The organism is Allobosea sp. GW823-FHT01F03 (genome assembly GCF_058798075.1).
In genome coordinates, this window is the sequence record NZ_CM179505.1 from 4,639,381 (window position 1) to 4,656,426 (window position 17,046).

The window sequence follows — 17,046 nt, forward strand, 5'->3', positions numbered from 1 at the left end:
ATCCGGGATCCATGCTTGAGCCTTTCCGAATAAGGTTCCGGAATGGGTCCTGGGTCTCCCTACGGTCGCCCGGGACGACCTGTTGAGCGGGATAGGACACGATCTTATCCCCGGCCTGATTTTCGCGCTTAATCTCCGTATCCGTCGCGGAGATCCGCACGGATGCTTCCCGAACACTCGCTATCCCAATCAGGACGCCCAAGGCGGCTGAGCACTCGCGCCCTCGCCTGCCGCATCGCCGGCGCGCGCATGATTGCCGCCTTCGCCCACTTCCAGGCACTTGCCGAGAAGGCCGGCTTCAACCCCGATCAGCCGCGCGTGCCTGCGGGAAATCCAGATGGCGGCCAATGGACGGGCAGCGACGGAGCGACCGGCGGCCGCCAGCCCGGTATTGGCGACAATGGCGGGCCTTCACTCGACCCATCCGAGCCTCGCAAGGAACCATCGAAGGACAAGGCCTCGCACACGCAAGCCGCCAAGGCATTGGCACGCCAGGCACTACGTCGCGCCGGACCTGTCGGCGCCGCGATCATGGCAATCGAAGCCGGGCACCAGCTCTACTCCGAACTTCCCTCGATCCGCTCCTATCTGGACGAACCGAAAACGCTCGACGAACTCCAGCAGAATGTCGGCAGGAAGCGGCCGGGCTATGAGGACCACCACATCGTCGAGAGAGGCGCTGGCGGAAGCGAGAGCTTCTCGCGCGCGCAGATCGAAGGCGTGGGTAATGTGGTCAGCGTACCGAAGTACAGGCACCATGAGATTACGGGCTGGTACTCGAAGAAAAATCCACAGTTCGGTGGTCTTTCGCCGCGCCAGTATCTGCAAGGTCGAAGTTGGGCCGAGCAGGTCCAAATGGGTCATTATGCACTGAGACGTTTTGGAGTGCTGAAATGAGGTCTTCCCTGCTGGCCAAGCTCTCCGCAGCTGAACTCAAGGCTCTCTTCGAGAAGCTGTGCATCGAGCAATATGACGCTTTGGAGCGTGACGAAATCGCTGCCTTCAACCGCCGCTACGACAAAATCCAGGCCATCCTGGATGAATTGAGATCACGCCCCGGGGACCAACGTCGAGTTCTCATGCAGTTATACGGCCACTCCAACATGCAAGTGCGCCTTACAGCCGCTCATGCCACACTTACAATCGACTATCTGGCCGCCCGTCGCGAGCTTCAAACTATTGCCGACTCGAAGTGGTATCCACAGGCAGCAGACGCCGGAATGGCGCTCGATAGTCTCGACAGTGGCTTCTACAGGCCAACATGACTATCCGCTCTCCTCACCTTCTCCCGAACAGCTTCTCGATATCGGCGAGTTTGAGCTCGACATAGGTCGGCCGGCCGTGATTGCACTGGCCGGAATTCGGCGTCGCCTCCATTTCGCGCAGCAGCGCGTCCATCTCCTCGGGACGCAGGCGGCGTCCGGCCCTGACCGAGTTGTGGCAGGCCATGGTCGCCAGCACATGGTCGAGCCGGCGCTCCAGCGAGCCGGTATCGCCATGCTCGGCCAGCGTGTCGGCGACATCGCGGACGATGCCCTGGAGGTTGCCGCCGGCGATGGCCGCCGGCGCCTCGCGCACCAGCACGGCGCCCGGGCCGAAACTCTCGATGACCAGGCCGAGCGAGGCGAGATCGGGGGCCGCCGCGTTGAGCCGGTCGGCATCGACCGGGTCAAGCTCGACCACCTCGGGCAGCAGCAAGGGCTGGCGGGCGATGCCGCTTCTCTCCCGCTCGGCCTTGAGGCGCTCATAGACCAGCCGCTCATGGGCGGCGTGCTGGTCGACGATCACCATGCCGTCGCGGGTCTGGGCGATCAGATAGGTGCCGTGCACCTGGGCGCGGGCGGCGCCGAGCGGCCGGTCGAGCGCGTCCTGCGCCGGCTCGGCGAGATGGGCGCGGGCATCGGCCGAGGGCATGGCGAAATCGGAAAAGCCGCCCTGTAGCGGCTCTGCGCGGGCAGCCGGCTCGGGCAGGCGCCAGTCGGCGACGCTGCCGAAGTTCGGCCGCTGTACCCCGCCTGCGCCGCCGCCTGCTCCGCCGCCCGAGAAGACGGCGCGGAAGGCTTCGAGCGTGCGGGCGCCGCCGGTCGAGGTGGCGCGATGGCCGGCGCTCGCCAGCGCCGCCTTGAGACTGGAAACCACGAGGCCGCGCACCAAGGCCGGATCGCGGAAGCGCACCTCGCTCTTGGCCGGGTGGACGTTGACGTCGACCAGAGCGGGATCACAGAGCACGTCGAGATAGAGCACCGGGTGCCGGTCCGAGGGCACGACATCGGCATAGGCTCCGCGCACCGCCGAGAGCAGCAGCTTGTCGCGCACCGGGCGCCCGTTCACCGCCATGTGGACGCCGGCCGAGGTGCCCCGATGAAAGGTCGGCAGGCCGGCGAAGCCCGAGAGCCTGACGCCCTCGCGCTCGGCCTCGACGGGGAGCGCATTCTCGGGAAAGTCGCGCCCGAGCGCCCGGCCGAGACGGCGCAGGCGCCCCTCCTCGCCGATCGGCTCGGCCGGCCAGTCGAAAGCGCTGACATGCTCGCCCTCGAGCGCGAACCGCACCTCGGGATGGGCAATGGCCAGGCGGCGCAGCATGTCGGAGACGGCCTGCGCCTCGGCTCGGTCGCTCTTCAGGAATTTCAGCCGCGCCGGGGTGAAGATGAAGAGGTCGCTGACCTCGATGCGGGTGCCATAAGCCGCCGCCGCCGGCCGCACTGGCCCCTTGACGCCGGCCTCGACCACCAGTGCGGAGCCCTGCGCCGCGTCGCGCCGGCGCGTCGTGATCGAGAGCCGCGCCACCGAGCCGATCGAGGGCAAGGCCTCGCCGCGGAAGCCGAGCGAGCGGATGGCGAAGAGGTCGCCATCGGGAAGCTTGGAGGTGGCGTGGCGCTCGACCGAGAGCGCGAGATCCTCCGGCGTCATGCCGGCGCCGTCGTCGACGACGCGGATCAATTCGCGCCCGCCGGCGGCGATGGTCACCGCGATCGAGCGGGCGCCGGCATCGAGGGCGTTCTCGACCAGTTCCTTGGCGGCGGCTGCCGGCCGCTCGATCACCTCGCCGGCGGCGATGCGGTCGACGAGGACTGGGTCGAGGCGGCGGACGGTCATGAGCACGTTCTGGAATAGCGTTGAAGCTCGGCGCGAGCTTCAAATCGCGTCATCCCGGCCTTGCACCGGGATCCATCGCAGAGCTCCGCGCTCGATAATGGATCCCGGGTCTGCGCTTCGCTTCGCCCGGGATGACGTCGTGGGTGAAAGCAGCGGTCCGGCCGAATCGTTCAGCCGCGCCCTTCGGCAAGATAGCGCTTGGCGAGGATCTTCGCCTCCTCGACCGCCGGCTGGTCGAAGGGATCGACGCCCATGGCGTAGCCGGTGAGGATGGTCTCGAGCATGAAATGCATCAGGATCTCGCCATGGCTGGCCTCGTCGACCACATCGACATGAAGCTTGCGCACGGCACGGCCGTTCTTGGCGAAGGTGTCGATCATGGCGAGACCCTGGGCCGCGACGAGGTCACCGATCGTCTTGCCGGCGAAATCGCCCTCGCCGATCTGCTTTGCCAGCGCCGCGTCGATCGCCGGGCCCTTGCCCTTGTTGGCGACGGTCAGCACCGTGAAGAGCTTGTCCTTCGGACCGGCGAGATAGAGCTGCTGCTGCGAATGCTGGTCGACCGGCCCGAGCGCGCCGACCGGCTGGGTGCCCTGCCCGTCCTTGCCGAGGCTCTCGGCCCAGAGCTGCATCCACCAGCGGGTCAACAGGGCGAGCTTGTCGGCATAGGGCATCAGCACGGCGATGTTCTTGCCGTTGCGCATCGCCGCGAGGTTGAGCGCGGCGCCGAGCGCCGCCGGGGTCTCCTCGACACCCTTGCCGGCAAGGACCGGGGCGAGCGCCTTGGCGGCGCCCTGGCGCAGCGCGACGATGTCGAGGCCGAGCACCGCCGCCGGCAGCAGGCCGCAATTGGTCAGCACCGAATAGCGCCCGCCGACGCCGGTATGATGCTCGAGGAAGGGCACGCCGAACGGCTCGAGCAGGGCCCGCAGCGCATGCAGCTTGCCGGGCTTGGCCGGCTCGGACAGGCCCTGGAAATGCCAGCCGATCCGGTCCTCGGCGATGCCGGCGCCACGCAATGCGGTGATCGCGGCGATGCTCTGCAGCAGGGTCTCGCCGGTGCCGCCGGATTTCGAGATCGAGACGAACTTGGTCGTCTTCAGCGGCAATGTCTTCAGCAGCACCGCAAAGGTCAGCGGGTCGAGATTGTCGATGAAATGGACGCGCGGTTCCGGCAGGAAGGCCGAGAGGCCGGCGGTGCCGTAGCCTGTGAGCTGCGCCAGCGTCTGGCCGCCGAGGCTGGAGCCGCCGGTGCCGAGCACGAGCACGTCGCTGGCCCCCTGGCGCAGACGCTCGGCAGCGGCCCGCACCGGACCGAGGTCGGCGGTCTCGGCCGGCAGGCTAAGCAGCGGCAGGGTCTTGGCCTCGCCATTCAGCCGCGCCAGAGCGGGAGCAAGATCGGCCACCGCCTTCTCGAAGGCGGCATCGGGAATGCCGCCTTCGCCGACACCGGAGACGAGCGCGAGATCGAGGCTTTGCTGGAGCATGGAGCGGATCCGGACGGCTGGAGGAAGGATGGTAACGCTCAGGCGAGCCCGACCGGGCGGCCGACGGCCTGCACCAGGAGGCGCCCATCGCCGAAGAGGCGCGATGCGACACGCCGGACATCGGCGAGCGTGACCTCGGCGAAGCGCCGATTGCGTTCGGCCAGGAATTCCGGGCCGTAGCCGGAGACCGCGAGGCCGAGCAATTCGGCGGCGATCTTGGGCGAGGTGTCGAAGCGCAGCGGGTAGGAGCCGATGATGTAGCGCTTGGCCTCCTCGACCTCATGCTCGCTCGGCCCTTCTGCGGCGAGCTTGGCGATCTCCTCGCGGATCACCGTCATGGATTCGGCGACGCGGTCGTTACGGGTCGAGGTCCCGCCGATTAGGAACCCGCTCTGGCGCAGCGGCATCAGGCTGGAGGAGACGCCATAGGCGAGGCCGCGCTTCTCGCGGACCTCCATGAACAGGCGCGAGGTGAAGGCCGAGCCGCCGAGGATGTGGTTCAGCACGGTGCCGGCGAAGAAATCGGGATCATGCCGCATCAGGCCGGGGCCGATGAAGCGCAGCACGGTCTGCGGCACGTCGAGATCGACGACATGGGTCTTGCCGAGATCGGCGATCGGCAGGCCGGCCTCCGGCATGGTCCGCGGCTGCCCGGCCGGGAGCCTGGCGAAAAGATCGTCCAGGCGCTGCGCCAGTTCGGTGGCGGTGATGTCGCCGACTGCGACGAATCTGAGCCCGCCACGCGTCAGCAGATCACGCGTCAGGCTCTTCAGCGCCTCCGGCTGCAAGGCGCCGACGCTGGCGATCTCGCCGCGCTCCGGGCGGCCATAGGCATGGCCGGGAAAGGCTGCGGCGAAGAGCGCGTTGCGGCAGAGCGCATCGGGGTTCTGGGCCTGGCGCTGCAGGCCGGCGATGACCTGCGCCTTGACCCGCGAGACGGCATCGGCGTCGAAGCGCGGCGCGTTGAGCGCGAGCCCGAGCAGTTCGAAGGCGGTGTCCCGATGGCGCGACAGGGTCTGCACCTGACCGTGGAAATCGTCGCGCCGCGCATCGAAGGACAGGCTGATCGCATGGTCGGCCATGCGCCCCTGGAAGGCCTCGGCGTCGAGATCGCCGGCGCCCTCGTCGAGCAGGCCGGAGACCAAGTTGACGCTGCCGGCAGCATCGGCGGGGTCGCGGTTGGCACCGCCGTCGAAGGCGAAATCGAGCGCCAGCAGCGGCAGGCTGTGCTCCTCGACCAGCCAGGCCTCGACGCCGCAGGAAGCGGTGACGCGCTGCACGTCGAGCGCGGGGCCGGGGGCGGCAAGGGCGGGGATGGTCGGCGCGTTCATGGCGTTTCCTGACGGCGTGACGGCTGAGGCCCGGTTACTGTCCAGAGTTCGGAACAGGCCCGACACGAAAGACCCGGCTTCCGTTCTCGTAGTCTGCTCCGGCGGATCAAGCGGCGGGCAGGAGCAGCCCGGTCACCGAACGATCGGGCCTGAGATAGAGGCGCACCGCCTCGACGACCTGCTCGCGGGTGACGGCCTCGATGCGCTGGGGCCAGAGCAGCACATCCTCGACGGTCTCGCCGACGGCGAGCGAAGCGCCGAAGATGCGCGCCAGCGAGGATTGGCTGTCACGGGCGAAGATCGTCTCGGCGACGAGGCGGGTGCGCGCGCGAGCGAGTTCGAGCTCGGTCGGCCCATCCGCGATGAACGCTGCGAGTGCCGCGTCGAGGCCCGCCTCCAGTGCCGTCATCGCGACGCCGGGCCGCGGGCTCACCGAGACCTGGAAGGCGGAGCGGTCGACCATCGATCCCATGAAATAGGCGCCGGCGCCGGCCGCCAATTCCTGCTCGACGCAGAGCCGGCGATAGAGCCGAGAGGTCGTGCCGCCGCCGAGTATCTCCGATGCCAGCTCGAGGGCGAAGGCATGATCGCGCTTGTCAGAGAGATAGGTCGGGGTCAGCCAGGCGCGGCGCAGCGAAGGCTGCTGCACGCGCGGATCGGCCAGCGAGACCCGGCGCGCGGCGCGCGGATCGGGCTCTGCCGGCCGATTGCGGCGCGGCGGCTCGCCGCGCGCCGGGATCGTGCCATAGGTCTCTTGCGCCAGGCGCAGCACCTCGGCCGGCTCGACATCGCCGGCAACGACGAGGATCGCGTTCTCCGGCGTGTAGAAGCGCTGGTAATAGGCGAAGGCATCGTCGCGCGAGAGCCCCTCGATCTCGTGCTCCCAGCCGATGATCGGCGTGCCATAGGGATGATGGACATAGAGCGCGCTGGAGAACTCCTCGCCAAGCTGGGCGGCGGGGTCGGCGTCGACGCGCATGCGCCGTTCCTCGAGCACCACGTCGCGCTCCGGACCGACGACGCTCTCGTCGAAGGCGAGGCCGGTCATCCGGTCGGCCTCGTAATCCATCATCGCGCGTAAGTGCTCCTTCGGCACGCGCTGGAAATAGGCGGTGTAATCGAAAGAGGTGAAAGCGTTCTCCTGGCCGCCATAACCGGCGACGATCTTGGAGAATTCGCCGGCCGGCCATTTCGCCGTGCCCTTGAACATCAGGTGCTCGAGGAAATGGGCGATGCCGGACTTGCCGGCCGGATCGTCGCCCGAACCATTGCGATACCAGACCATATGGGTCACGACCGGAGCCCGATGGTCGGGGGCGACGACGATCTCGAGGCCATTGGCGAGCCGGAAGGATTCGACCGTGCTGGCGACGCTGCTGGGCGGCGTGTGGACCGTCATGGGCTGGGCGGACTCCTCGGGCAACGGACGGATACCGGCCCGGGCGCAAGAAGCCCCGAGCCGAAAATTGGCTCAACCGGAAGATAGGCCCGCGCCGCGCCGGACACCAGCCCGCATCGCCTCATGGGGCGTGCGTACCGGCCGGCAGGCCCGGCCGCTACTGCATCGGCTTGGTGCCGGCGATGAATTCGCGCTGGCCGACCGCCTGCTTGTCTTCCTGCGGGCCGCGCGCGCCGGGTCCGAGCGGCGCCGTGCTGGCCGGCATGCGGTAGCCGGTCGGCGGCTCGTAGAGATATTTGCGCTCCGGCTCGACGCCATAGGCGAGATTGGACGTGTCGGTCTGGGCCTGGCGCGCCGCCATTTCGCGGCCGATACGGATCGGCGCGATCTGGTTGTTGTAGTTGTTGTGGTCCGGAACGATCCCTTCCGGGCCATTGGCTCGCCCGGCGACACGGCCGCGGCGCAGCTCCTGCTGCGACATCTCCGGCCTGTTGTTGCCGCGAAACGCCTCGGTGCTGGAGAAGGGCGCGCGGGCGCCTTCGCGGTCAGCCTTGCGGCGGGCGACGTCCGGGTCATCCGGCCAGGCGGCGGTGCGCGTCGCGCCGGGCTCCTGCGGCCGGGGCAGTGCCGAGGACGGCGGCACGACGAGCGGAGCGCGCTGCTTGTATTCGATGTCGTCCTTGTCGCTGCCGAAAAGCCCCATGCCTTTCACCAGGTTCTGGAAGAGCACGCCTTCCTGGGCAAAGGCAGGGGTCGCAGCCAGCAACAAGCCGCCGGCGAGCAGCATGCGCGAGGCGCGGATCCGATAAGCCATGTCCATTCTCCGTCCCAGGGTACGAGACCCCGTCATGATCGATCGGCGCGGCAAAACCATGGCGAGCAAACTCACTCCGCAGCCGGCTTGCCGCCGCCGGGCCGGAAGGACTCATACAGAAGCCCGGCCACGCCGACAACGATGGCCGCATCGGCGATGTTGAAGATGTACCAGCTGAAGCTGCCGAAATGGACGTGGACGAAGTCGACCACGGCGCCGAACACGGCCCTGTCGATGCCGTTGCCGATCGCACCGCCGATGATCAGGGCAAGGCTCGCGACCGTCAGCCTGTCCGGCGAGCGCCACATCCAACGCCCCAGCCAGATCGGCGCCAGGAAGGAGACGGCCACCAGCGCCCAGCGGCCGATATCAGTCGATTGCTGGAACAAGCCGTAGGAGATGCCACGGTTCCAGGCGAGCACGAATTCGAGGAAGGAGGTGATCTGGAACGGCCCCTCCTCGGCCAGGCGCGCACCGAACAGCAGCCAGAGCTTGCTCGCCTGGTCGAGCAGCAGCACGACCAGGGCGAGGACCACGCCGAAGCGGCGCAGCGGCGTCATGCCGGAACCGGCCGCCAGCATGTTCGGCTCCTGCGGGCTCATGCGGCGCGGCGAAGCTCGCGCAGCGCCCTGGCGTCACGTGGCGTGACGTCGGGATAGTCGGCCTCGGCCGTCGCCGGGTCGAAATACTTCCACGAACGGGCGCATTTCACCCCGGATGCCCGCACCGGCACGACCGAGACGCCGGGCACGTCGGCGAGGCGGAAGGCCTCTTCCGGCCCCTCGACATCGGAGATCCTGGCACCCGAGGTGATGCAGATCTCGGCGAGATCGAGCCCGCTCACGGCGGCGCGCAGATCGGCATCGGTGATATGGACGACCGGCGCCGCCTCGAGCGAAGAGCCGATGCGCTTGGCCGCACGCTCCAGCTCGAGCGCGCCGGTGACGACGCGGCGCACGCGCCGGACCTTGGCCCAGCGCTCGGCGAGCTCGGGATCGAACCAGCTCTCCTGCACGGGCGCGAAGAGCTCGAGATGGACCGAGCCCTCCCCCGCCTTCTGATCGGGATAGCGCTCGAGCCAGGCCTCCTCGGCGGTGAAGACCAGGATCGGCGCGAGCCAGGTCGTCAGGCAGCGGAACAGCTGATCGACGACGGTGAGCGCGCTCTTGCGGACATGGCTGGAACGCGGGTCGCAATAGAGCGCGTCCTTGCGGACGTCGAAATAGAAGGCAGAGAGCTCGGTGTTCATGAACTGCGAGAGCAGGTTCACGACCTTCTTGTAGTCATAGGTCCGATAGGCCTCCTCGACCTGCGGGCCGAGCTCGGCGAGGCGATGCAGCATCAGCCGCTCCAGCTCCGGCATCGAGGCCGGCTCGGTGACGCGGATCTCCTCGCTGAAATGGGCGAGCGTACCGAGCATCCAGCGCATGGTGTTGCGCAGCTTGCGATAGGTCTCGACGAAGGTCTTGAGGATCTCCTTGCCGATGCGCAGATCGTCGGAATAGTCGGCGGCCGCGACCCAGAGGCGCAGGATGTCGGCGCCACTGTCCTTGATCACATCCTGCGGCGCGGTGACGTTGCCCTTCGACTTCGACATCTTCTCGCCCTTCTCGTCGAGGCAGAAGCCGTGGGTCAGGACGACGTCATAAGGCGCCCGGCCGCGCGTGCCGCAGCTTTCGAGCAGGCTCGAATGGAACCAGCCGCGATGCTGGTCCGAGCCTTCGAGATACATCACCTTGTCCCTGCCGCCGTCGACGACGCGATGCGTCTTGAGATCGGCGCGCTTCTCCAAGGTGAAGGCATGGGTCGAGCCGGAATCGAACCAGACGTCGAGCACGTCGGTGACGCGCTCATACTGGGCCGGGTCGTAGCCGAAGGGCTTCAGGAAGCGGGCGCCGTCGGTGTCGCTGAACCAGGCATCGGCGCCTTCCGCCTCGAAGGCCTCGGCGATGGCGGCGTTGACCTTCGCGTCGACCAGGACCTCCTTGGTCTCCTTCGCGACGAAGACCGTGATCGGCACGCCCCAGGCGCGCTGGCGCGAGACCACCCAGTCGGGCCGGTTGGCGATCATGCCGTTGATGCGGTTCTCGCCGGCGGCGGGAACCCATTGCGTATCCTTGATCGCCTTCAGCGCCCGGTTGCGCAGCGTGTCGGCATTGCCGCCCGCCACCGGCGCGGGAGCCGCCGGATCGGGCGCCCCCGCATCGCCATAGGGCTTGTCCATGGCGATGAACCATTGCGGCGTGTTCCGGAAGATCACCGGCTTCTTCGAACGCCATGAATGCGGGTACTGGTGCTTGAGCCGGCCGCGGGCGACCAGGTTGCCGGAGGCGGCGAGCGCCTTGATCACGACGTCGTTGGCGTTGCCCTTCTCGCCCTTGTCGGTGATGACCTGCGCGCCCTCGAAGCCCGGCGCATCCTTGGTGAAGCGGCCATCGGCATCGACGGTGTAGGGAATCCTGGTCTCGATGCCGCGCTCGGCGAGCATGCGCCCGCTCGCCATCCAGATGTCGAAGTCCTCGCGGCCATGACCCGGCGCGGTGTGGACGAAGCCGGTACCGGCATCGTCGGTGACATGGTCGCCATCAAGCAGGGGAACGTCGAACTCGTAGCCCTGGCCGCGCAGCGGATGGGCCGCCGTCAGGCCGGCGAGCTGCTCGGCGGACACATCCGCCACGAGCTCGAAGGCCTCGACCTTGGCCGCTTTGAAGACGCCTTCGGCCAGGTTCTTCGCCAGCACATAGGTCGCGCCGAGCTTGGCCCAGTTGTTCTCCGGCGCCGCGGTGACGCGGTAGAGTCCGTAGGCGAGCTTGTGATGGAAGGAGATCGCGCGGTTGCCAGGGATCGTCCAGGGCGTCGTCGTCCAGATCACCACCGAGGCCCCGGCAAGCGGCCCCGAACCGAGCACCGGGAACGCCACGAACACCGTGTCGCTGACATGCTCCTCGTATTCGACCTCGGCCTCGGCGAGCGCGGTCTTCTCGACCACCGACCACATCACCGGCTTGGAGCCGCGATAGAGCATGCCGTTCTGCGCGAACTTCATGATCTCGCGGGCGATCTGCGCCTCGGCCGGATAGGCCATGGTGAGATAGGGATCGTCCCAATCGCCCTCGACACCGAGGCGCTTGAATTCGGTGCGCTGCACATCGACCCAGTGCTCGGCGAAGGCGCGGCATTCCCGGCGGAACTCCACGACCGGGACATCATCCTTGTTCAGGCCCTTGGCGCGGTACTGTTCCTCGATCTTCCACTCGATCGGCAGGCCATGGCAATCCCAGCCCGGCACGTAGTTGGAATCATGGCCGAGCATCTGCTGCGAGCGCGTGACGAGGTCTTTCAGCACCTTGTTCAGCGCATGGCCGATATGGATGTTGCCGTTCGCATAGGGCGGACCGTCATGCAGGACGAAGCGATCGCGGCCCTTCGCGGTCTCGCGGAGCTTGCGGTAGAGATCCATCTTGGCCCAGCGGGCGAGCAGCTCCGGCTCGCGCTGCGGCAGGCCGGCCCGCATCGGAAACTCGGTCTGCGGCAGGAACAGGGTCTGCGAATAGTCCTGCCCCTTGGCCTCCTGGGCTTTGGCGTCCTGGGCGGCGGGCATTTCTGCGGTCTTGTCGTTCATGATCCGGCTCTGGCGGTTCGGACAGGCGGGCCAGATCGGTCTGGCGCTGCGCTCTTGTCCGCGAAAACTGGGAAAGCGATCAAAATCCCGGACTGCGCAGGCGCCCGCGCGTCAGCGCAGGGCGGCAGCCGGGCTCGTAATTCGCCGGGACAGTGCGATGATCGTGGCGCGGAAAGCGGACATGAGCGGCTTCTAGCAGGCGTTGCCTAGGGAAGGAAGGGCGGCGTCCGGCCGAGAATGTCGCGCGCCTGCCGGCTGTCGGCGTCCATCTGCGCGATCAGTGGCGGCAGCGCCTCGAACTTAGCCTCGCCACGCAGCCAGGCGACGAGGGCTACGTCGACGGTCTTGCCGTAGAGGTCGCCTGCGAAATCGAAGAGATGGCTTTCCAGCCGCGGCGCGCCGTCGTCGAAGGTCGGACGGCTGCCGAAGCTGGCGACGCCGTCGCGCCAGATGCCGTCGACGCGCATGCGCACCGCGTAGATGCCGTAGCGCAGACGGCAGTCGCGCGGCAGATGCATGTTGGCGGTGGGGTAGCCGAGCTCGCGCCCGCGCTTGTCGCCATGGGCGACCACGCCGCGCACGAACCAGGGCCGGCCGAGGAAGGCGGCGGCACGGGCGACATCGCCCTGCTCCAGAGCGGCCCGGATCAGGGTCGAGGAAACCGGCTCGCCCTGCCAGGAATAGGGCGCGACCACCGCCACCGGCACGCCCGCCGCGCCTGCACGCGCCTGCAGCATCTCCGGGGAACCGGTGCGGCCGGCGCCAAAATGGAAATCATAGCCGCAGACCAGACCGGCGGCGCCGAGCCGGCCGAGCAGCAATTCGTCGATGAAGGCCTCGGCCGCGACCGCGGCGATCTCGCGGTCGAAAGGCAGGACGAAGCTCGGAGCGAGCCCCTCGCCGGCCAGCAATTCGACCTTGAGCGCCGCCGGCGTCAGCCGGAACACCGGCTGGTCCGGCCGGAAGACCGAGCGCGGATGCGGCTCGAAGGTCAGCGCCGCCGCCTTGCCGCCCTGCCCTGCCGCCATCTCGTTCGCCACCCGCGCGAGCTCGGCATGGCCGCGATGGACGCCGTCGAAATTGCCGAGCGCCAGCACCCGCCCGCGCAGGGCGTCCGGCACGGGCTTTCCCGGCTCGAGGATGAAGGCGGCCGGCGTGTCGGTTCGCGGCGCTTCGGCTGATGAGGTCATGGAGCGCAAGCGTCCGGGCGCCGGGACCATCCGGCGGCCGTGTTTGGCCTCAAGCCGGCGGAAGCGTCAAGACTTGACCCTTGGGCCTTGGCCTTCAGGCTTTCGCTGCCGCCTTCGGCAGCGCCACCCAGGCCTCGCCTTCGAGAACCGCCTTGCCGTCGACCAGGCATTCGCAGAACAGCCGGGCGCGGCGGCGCTCGACGACCAGCTCCACCACCTCGACGCGCGCGGTGACGACATCGCCGATCTTGACCGGGGCGAGGAAGTTCAGGGTCTGCGAGAGATAGACCGCGCCCGGCCCCGGCAGGCGGGTGCCGAGCAGGGCCGAAACGAGGCTGGCCGTCAGCATGCCATGGGCGATGCGCTGGCCGAACTTCGTGCCAGCGGCGTAGCGGTCGCAAAGATGGATCGGATTGGCGTCACCGGAGAGGTCGGCGAAGAGCGAGATGTCGCGCTCCATCACGGTGCGCATCAGGCTCTCGCGCTGGCCGATGGCCAGGTCCTCGAAGGCATGGACCTGATAGAGCGCGCTGGTCATCATCGGTCGTCTCGCATGCGCAGCAACGGTGAAAAGCCCGCTGCCGCACGGGACAGGGTATGGCAGCGTTTCACAATTCGCTGCATTGCACCATAGAACTTTCGTGTTCTGAGGAGGTCGCCTTTTGGATGATGACGTAAGGTCAGTCGACGAACGGGTTAACGGCTTTGAAACACCGCTCGGCTATCAGGGTTGACCCATGGTCGCCGCTCTGGGAGAGCGGCCAGCGCATCGGTATTGCCCGGTGCGCGCTTGCATGTTCGGAGTTCCACCATGGCCCTTGACCCGTCGATGCCGATCCTGGTGGTGGACGATTACCAGACCATGGTGCGCATCATCCGCAACCTGCTGAAGCAACTCGGCTTCGAGAATGTCGACGATGCCTCGGACGGCAGCAGCGCGATCGCCAAGATGCGCGACAAGAAATACGGGCTGGTGATCTCCGACTGGAACATGGAGCCGATGACCGGGTTCGAGCTGCTGCGCCAGGTCCGCAACGAGGAAGAGATCGCCGCGACGCCCTTCATCATGGTGACCGCGGAATCGAAGACCGAGAACGTCATCGCCGCCAAGAAGGCCGGCGTGAACAACTACATCGTCAAGCCGTTCAACGCACAGACGCTGAAATCCAAGATCGAATCGGTCTGCGCCGCCTGAGAGCGGGCCGGCCGCTCGGGCTCCGCTCGCAAAAACTCCATCATTCCGGACAAGCCGCGCCAGCGGCGCCGCTCCGAAATCCTTCGTAAGGCGCTACGCTCTATAACGGATTCCGGCGCTTCATTGCGCTGCGGCAGGAATGGCGACCGCCTGTCGGTACGGCTGTCGCTCTTCCCCTTTCATCACCAGGCCAGCTGCGGCATCGCGTAGTCGGGACGGTAGCTCTGACGAGCGAACCAGCCCTGCAAGTCTGCCGGCAAGAGCTCACCGGTCTCCTCGGCATGGATACCGGCGAGGCACATCAGCGATCCCAGACCGTAATGCACCGCGCCGGCGATATCGGTGCGGATCGCGTCGCCGATGGCAAGGATGCGCGACCTCTCGACATTCTCGCCGCGCAGCTCCTGACCCTGCCGGATCGCCAGCTCGTAGATCGGGGCGTGCGGCTTGCCGGCATAGATCGCCCGGCCGCCGAGCTTCTCATAGGCGAGTGCGATCGAGCCGGCGCAGGGCACCATGCGACCGCCGCGATCGACCACCAGATCGGGATTGGCGCAGATCAGGGTGAGGTCGCGACGGGCGAAATCGGCAAGCGCCTCGGCATAGGTTTCCGCCGTCTCGGTCTCGTCGTCGAACAGGCCGGTGCAGACGACATAGCGTCCCTCGGCGGCCGGGACGCGCGGCGCGTCGAGCCCCGCGAGCAGCGGAAGATCGCGATCCGGACCGAGATGATAGAGCGGCTCGCCGGCGCGATGGGCGATCAGGTCGCGGGCGACGTCGCCGGAGGTGACGATCGCGTCGAAGGCATCGCCCGGGACGCCGAGACGACCGAGCTGGATCGCGATCTCGGAGCGCGGGCGCGGCGCGTTCGAGACGAGCACGACGGTGACGCCGCCGGCCCGCATCTTCGCCAGCGCCGCACAGGCCTCGGCATAGGGCGCCACGCCGTTATGAACGACGCCCCAGATGTCGCAGAGGCAAAGCTCATACTGACCGATGATCGGCGAAACGCCGGAAAGCAGGCGGGTTGAAGACGGCACGGGCAAGCTCCGGCTTGGAATGGGCGGCGGCTGGCGCCACGGCATCGGGCTCAATACGCCGCCAGTGACAGGCCGGCCAGTCTGATCAGGGCATAACGCGCCGGCGTCCAGGCTGTTTCAGCCGGTCGCGCGTCGCAGGACATCGCGGAAAGGCACCCGCGTCGGGGTAGGCGGCGCGGCGGGAGCCGGCGGCGGATAGTTGACGACTTCGGCGGCCGCCGGCGGAGTCGGTGCAGGGGCTGCCGGTGCAGGCGCCACGGCCTCCGGCTCGGCGAAGACCTCCGGCCGCACCGGGCGCGGCGGGGAGAAGACCGCGCCCTGGCCATAGCCGACGCCGAGATCGAGCATGTCGGCGACCATCGGATCGTCTTCGACCTCGTCTGCGACGAGCTGGATCGTCGCACGCGCGAGATGCGCGGCAAGGTCGCCGGTGGCGATGTCGGTCGCCGGCCCGCCCTTTGCCTCGGCCAGGAGCAGCGAGGCCGGGACCTTGACGAAGCGCACGCCGCGATCATGCAGCGAGGCCGGATCGAGACGCAGATCGGTGACGTGATCGAGCGCGAAGCGCACCCCGTTCGCCGACATCGCCCCCAGAAGACCGAGGGCAGTCGGCTCGAGCGTGCGGAAGACGCGCTGCGGCATCTCGATGACGAGATTGCCGATATGGGCATGATATTTTTCGAGGATACGCGCCAGCGTGGCCAGTGCGCGCGACGAGCCCCAGGTCGCGCCGCTGAAATTGCAGGAGACGAAGAGCCCGCCCTCCTTGCTGCCGAGATAGCGGGCTATCGCGAGCGCCCGGGTCAGGACGAGCGCATCGAGCGTCGGCCCGAAACCGCGCTGCTCGACCGTCTCCATGAACTCGGCCGGCAGGAGCAGCGTCTTCTCGTCCAGCCGCAGGCGCACCAGTGCCTCGTAGCCGCGGGTCCGGCGCTGCGGCAGCTGCACGATCGGCTGGAGATGGACCTCGACCTGGCCATTGGCGAGGGCGTCGCTGATCACCGCGGCGCGCTGCTCGGCAGCCCGAATCTGCGCCAGTTCGGCCGGCGATTGCCGGACCGCGACGAGCGGCTCGGCCTCGCGCGGTGCACCGCGCTCCGTCAGTGCCGTCGGCCCCTGCCGCGCAGGTGGCTGCACCGCCGCTGCAAGTTTATCCTGAACCAGTCGCAGCTGGTCGTCGTGATCGCCAAGCGTGGTCGCGACCTGCTGCAGCAGGTCGCCGAGCAGGCCGACCTCGGCGGTCAGCTCGTTGAGCATCGCCCGGGCCGGCGCGGCCTCGACCTCGCTCATCGGCAGCTGGTCGATGCGCTTCGCCATGCCATCCAGGCGGATGGCATTGGTCGCCAACCGAACCTTGACCTCGCCGACCGCAGCCAGGAGCTGCTCGCGCTCGCCAGCCCAGTTGCGGCGCATCAGCGCGAACGAGCCGGACAGGCCGAGCCCGGCGGCCAACAGACCGACGGCATTGGCGAGCCCGCCCGGAAGCAGCAGCATGGCGGCGGCACCCAGCGAAAAACCGGCGACGCCGCTGGCGGCCGGTGGGAGTGCGCTGAGGCGGATGCGAGCCAAGGGCAGGATCACGCAAAAAGAGGTGGAAGGAATGCCGGAGCGGCGAATCACCCGCGACAGCCGCAGAATAGCCGTCCGGACGGGTGGCTGCGAGAGCGGGCACGACCCCGACCGGCTCGCGCCGGTGAAAAACAGGCGAAAACCAGCCAAGCGGGCCGGGACAGCGCCGATCCTCATGCCTCGGAAGGGACTGCTGCGTCCCTTGCCGAGCATCCGACGAGAAAATACCATCCGCTTTCCGGACAAAGCCGATGCCTGAACGATGGGCTGGATCGCCGGCTTGCGTCCGATAGGAGGTTCGGC

At 67.9% G+C, this 17,046-nt stretch carries 15 protein-coding genes; 4 read left to right on the plus strand and 11 right to left on the minus strand.

Annotated elements, in window-relative coordinates; translation table 11 throughout:
- Positions 1 to 162 precede the first annotated feature (162 nt).
- Together AC3RCC_RS22290 and AC3RCC_RS22295 are read left to right on the plus strand one after the other, a co-directional pair.
- Positions 163 to 897 (plus strand): hypothetical protein, encoded by a 735-nt coding sequence (locus AC3RCC_RS22290; RefSeq protein WP_492256619.1) that lies wholly within the window; start codon positions 163 to 165, stop codon positions 895 to 897.
- The gene (locus AC3RCC_RS22295) at positions 894 to 1,265 is read left to right on the plus strand and encodes a DUF2019 domain-containing protein (protein ID WP_492256620.1); all 372 of its coding nucleotides are present in this window, start codon (positions 894 to 896) and stop codon (positions 1,263 to 1,265) included. Before AC3RCC_RS22290 ends, AC3RCC_RS22295 begins: the two co-directional genes overlap by 4 nt.
- A gap of 13 nt (positions 1,266 to 1,278) precedes the next feature.
- Here AC3RCC_RS22295 and mutL read toward each other — a convergent pair whose 3' ends face one another.
- From mutL to AC3RCC_RS22340, 9 genes are all read right to left on the minus strand, one after another.
- On the minus strand, positions 1,279 to 3,096 hold the full coding sequence (gene mutL, locus AC3RCC_RS22300) for a DNA mismatch repair endonuclease MutL (RefSeq protein ID WP_492256621.1): 1,818 nt from the start codon (positions 3,094 to 3,096) through the stop codon (positions 1,279 to 1,281).
- A gap of 170 nt (positions 3,097 to 3,266) precedes the next feature.
- Complete coding sequence (locus AC3RCC_RS22305; protein WP_492256622.1) at positions 3,267 to 4,583, minus strand: phosphoglucose isomerase-related protein; 1,317 nt, start codon at positions 4,581 to 4,583, stop codon at positions 3,267 to 3,269.
- Between the two features lie 38 nt (positions 4,584 to 4,621).
- Positions 4,622 to 5,914 carry a M16 family metallopeptidase gene (locus tag AC3RCC_RS22310; protein ID WP_291644871.1) on the minus strand — a complete coding sequence of 431 codons (1,293 nt, stop codon included), beginning with the start codon at positions 5,912 to 5,914 and terminating at the stop codon, positions 4,622 to 4,624.
- A gap of 106 nt (positions 5,915 to 6,020) precedes the next feature.
- Positions 6,021 to 7,313, minus strand: coding sequence for a M16 family metallopeptidase (locus AC3RCC_RS22315; protein ID WP_492256623.1), 1,293 nt, complete (start codon positions 7,311 to 7,313; stop codon positions 6,021 to 6,023).
- A gap of 157 nt (positions 7,314 to 7,470) precedes the next feature.
- Complete coding sequence (locus AC3RCC_RS22320; protein ID WP_291637191.1) at positions 7,471 to 8,127, minus strand: hypothetical protein; 657 nt, start codon at positions 8,125 to 8,127, stop codon at positions 7,471 to 7,473.
- Between the two features lie 71 nt (positions 8,128 to 8,198).
- Positions 8,199 to 8,687 carry a signal peptidase II gene (gene lspA / locus AC3RCC_RS22325; protein ID WP_291637308.1) on the minus strand — a complete coding sequence of 163 codons (489 nt, stop codon included), beginning with the start codon at positions 8,685 to 8,687 and terminating at the stop codon, positions 8,199 to 8,201.
- A 38-nt stretch (positions 8,688 to 8,725) separates the two neighbouring features.
- The gene (ileS, locus tag AC3RCC_RS22330) at positions 8,726 to 11,749 is read right to left on the minus strand and encodes an isoleucine--tRNA ligase (RefSeq protein ID WP_492256624.1); all 3,024 of its coding nucleotides are present in this window, start codon (positions 11,747 to 11,749) and stop codon (positions 8,726 to 8,728) included.
- A 206-nt stretch (positions 11,750 to 11,955) separates the two neighbouring features.
- Positions 11,956 to 12,939 (minus strand): bifunctional riboflavin kinase/FAD synthetase, encoded by a 984-nt coding sequence (locus AC3RCC_RS22335; RefSeq protein WP_492256625.1) that lies wholly within the window; start codon positions 12,937 to 12,939, stop codon positions 11,956 to 11,958.
- A gap of 94 nt (positions 12,940 to 13,033) precedes the next feature.
- Positions 13,034 to 13,480 carry a MaoC family dehydratase gene (locus tag AC3RCC_RS22340; protein WP_452116684.1) on the minus strand — a complete coding sequence of 149 codons (447 nt, stop codon included), beginning with the start codon at positions 13,478 to 13,480 and terminating at the stop codon, positions 13,034 to 13,036.
- 270 nt (positions 13,481 to 13,750) lie between these two features.
- On the opposite strand from AC3RCC_RS22340, the gene AC3RCC_RS22345 reads away from it, so the two are divergent.
- Positions 13,751 to 14,134, plus strand: coding sequence for a response regulator (locus tag AC3RCC_RS22345; protein ID WP_066468028.1), 384 nt, complete (start codon positions 13,751 to 13,753; stop codon positions 14,132 to 14,134).
- 182 nt (positions 14,135 to 14,316) lie between these two features.
- Here the strand turns inward: AC3RCC_RS22345 and AC3RCC_RS22350 are convergent, their stop codons facing one another.
- On the minus strand, positions 14,317 to 15,174 hold the full coding sequence (locus tag AC3RCC_RS22350; RefSeq protein ID WP_492256626.1) for a TIGR01459 family HAD-type hydrolase: 858 nt from the start codon (positions 15,172 to 15,174) through the stop codon (positions 14,317 to 14,319).
- Positions 15,175 to 15,291: 117 nt separating this feature from the next.
- A complete protein-coding gene (locus AC3RCC_RS22355) occupies positions 15,292 to 16,668 on the minus strand; it encodes an EAL domain-containing protein (RefSeq protein WP_492256627.1) in 1,377 nt (458 codons plus the stop codon).
- Between AC3RCC_RS22355 and AC3RCC_RS22360 the strand changes: the two genes are divergently transcribed.
- Entirely contained in the window at positions 16,667 to 17,002 is a 336-nt protein-coding gene (locus tag AC3RCC_RS22360; protein WP_492256628.1) for a hypothetical protein, read from the plus strand. The two genes, AC3RCC_RS22355 and AC3RCC_RS22360, sit on opposite strands and share 2 nt — an antisense overlap.
- Positions 17,003 to 17,046: the final 44 nt, after the last annotated feature.

Coding starts and splice junctions, on each gene's coding strand:
- AC3RCC_RS22290 (WP_492256619.1), top strand. CDS start 163: ATGCTTCCCGAACACTCGCTATCCCAATCAGGACGCCCAAGGCGGCTG.
- AC3RCC_RS22295 (WP_492256620.1), top strand. CDS start 894: ATGAGGTCTTCCCTGCTGGCCAAGCTCTCCGCAGCTGAACTCAAGGCT.
- mutL (WP_492256621.1), bottom strand. CDS start 3,096: ATGACCGTCCGCCGCCTCGACCCAGTCCTCGTCGACCGCATCGCCGCC.
- AC3RCC_RS22305 (WP_492256622.1), bottom strand. CDS start 4,583: ATGCTCCAGCAAAGCCTCGATCTCGCGCTCGTCTCCGGTGTCGGCGAA.
- AC3RCC_RS22310 (WP_291644871.1), bottom strand. CDS start 5,914: ATGAACGCGCCGACCATCCCCGCCCTTGCCGCCCCCGGCCCCGCGCTC.
- AC3RCC_RS22315 (WP_492256623.1), bottom strand. CDS start 7,313: ATGACGGTCCACACGCCGCCCAGCAGCGTCGCCAGCACGGTCGAATCC.
- AC3RCC_RS22320 (WP_291637191.1), bottom strand. CDS start 8,127: ATGGCTTATCGGATCCGCGCCTCGCGCATGCTGCTCGCCGGCGGCTTG.
- lspA (WP_291637308.1), bottom strand. CDS start 8,687: ATGACGCCGCTGCGCCGCTTCGGCGTGGTCCTCGCCCTGGTCGTGCTG.
- ileS (WP_492256624.1), bottom strand. CDS start 11,749: ATGAACGACAAGACCGCAGAAATGCCCGCCGCCCAGGACGCCAAAGCC.
- AC3RCC_RS22335 (WP_492256625.1), bottom strand. CDS start 12,939: ATGACCTCATCAGCCGAAGCGCCGCGAACCGACACGCCGGCCGCCTTC.
- AC3RCC_RS22340 (WP_452116684.1), bottom strand. CDS start 13,480: ATGATGACCAGCGCGCTCTATCAGGTCCATGCCTTCGAGGACCTGGCC.
- AC3RCC_RS22345 (WP_066468028.1), top strand. CDS start 13,751: ATGGCCCTTGACCCGTCGATGCCGATCCTGGTGGTGGACGATTACCAG.
- AC3RCC_RS22360 (WP_492256628.1), top strand. CDS start 16,667: ATGGCGGCGGCACCCAGCGAAAAACCGGCGACGCCGCTGGCGGCCGGT.
- AC3RCC_RS22355 (WP_492256627.1), bottom strand. CDS start 16,668: ATGCTGCTGCTTCCGGGCGGGCTCGCCAATGCCGTCGGTCTGTTGGCC.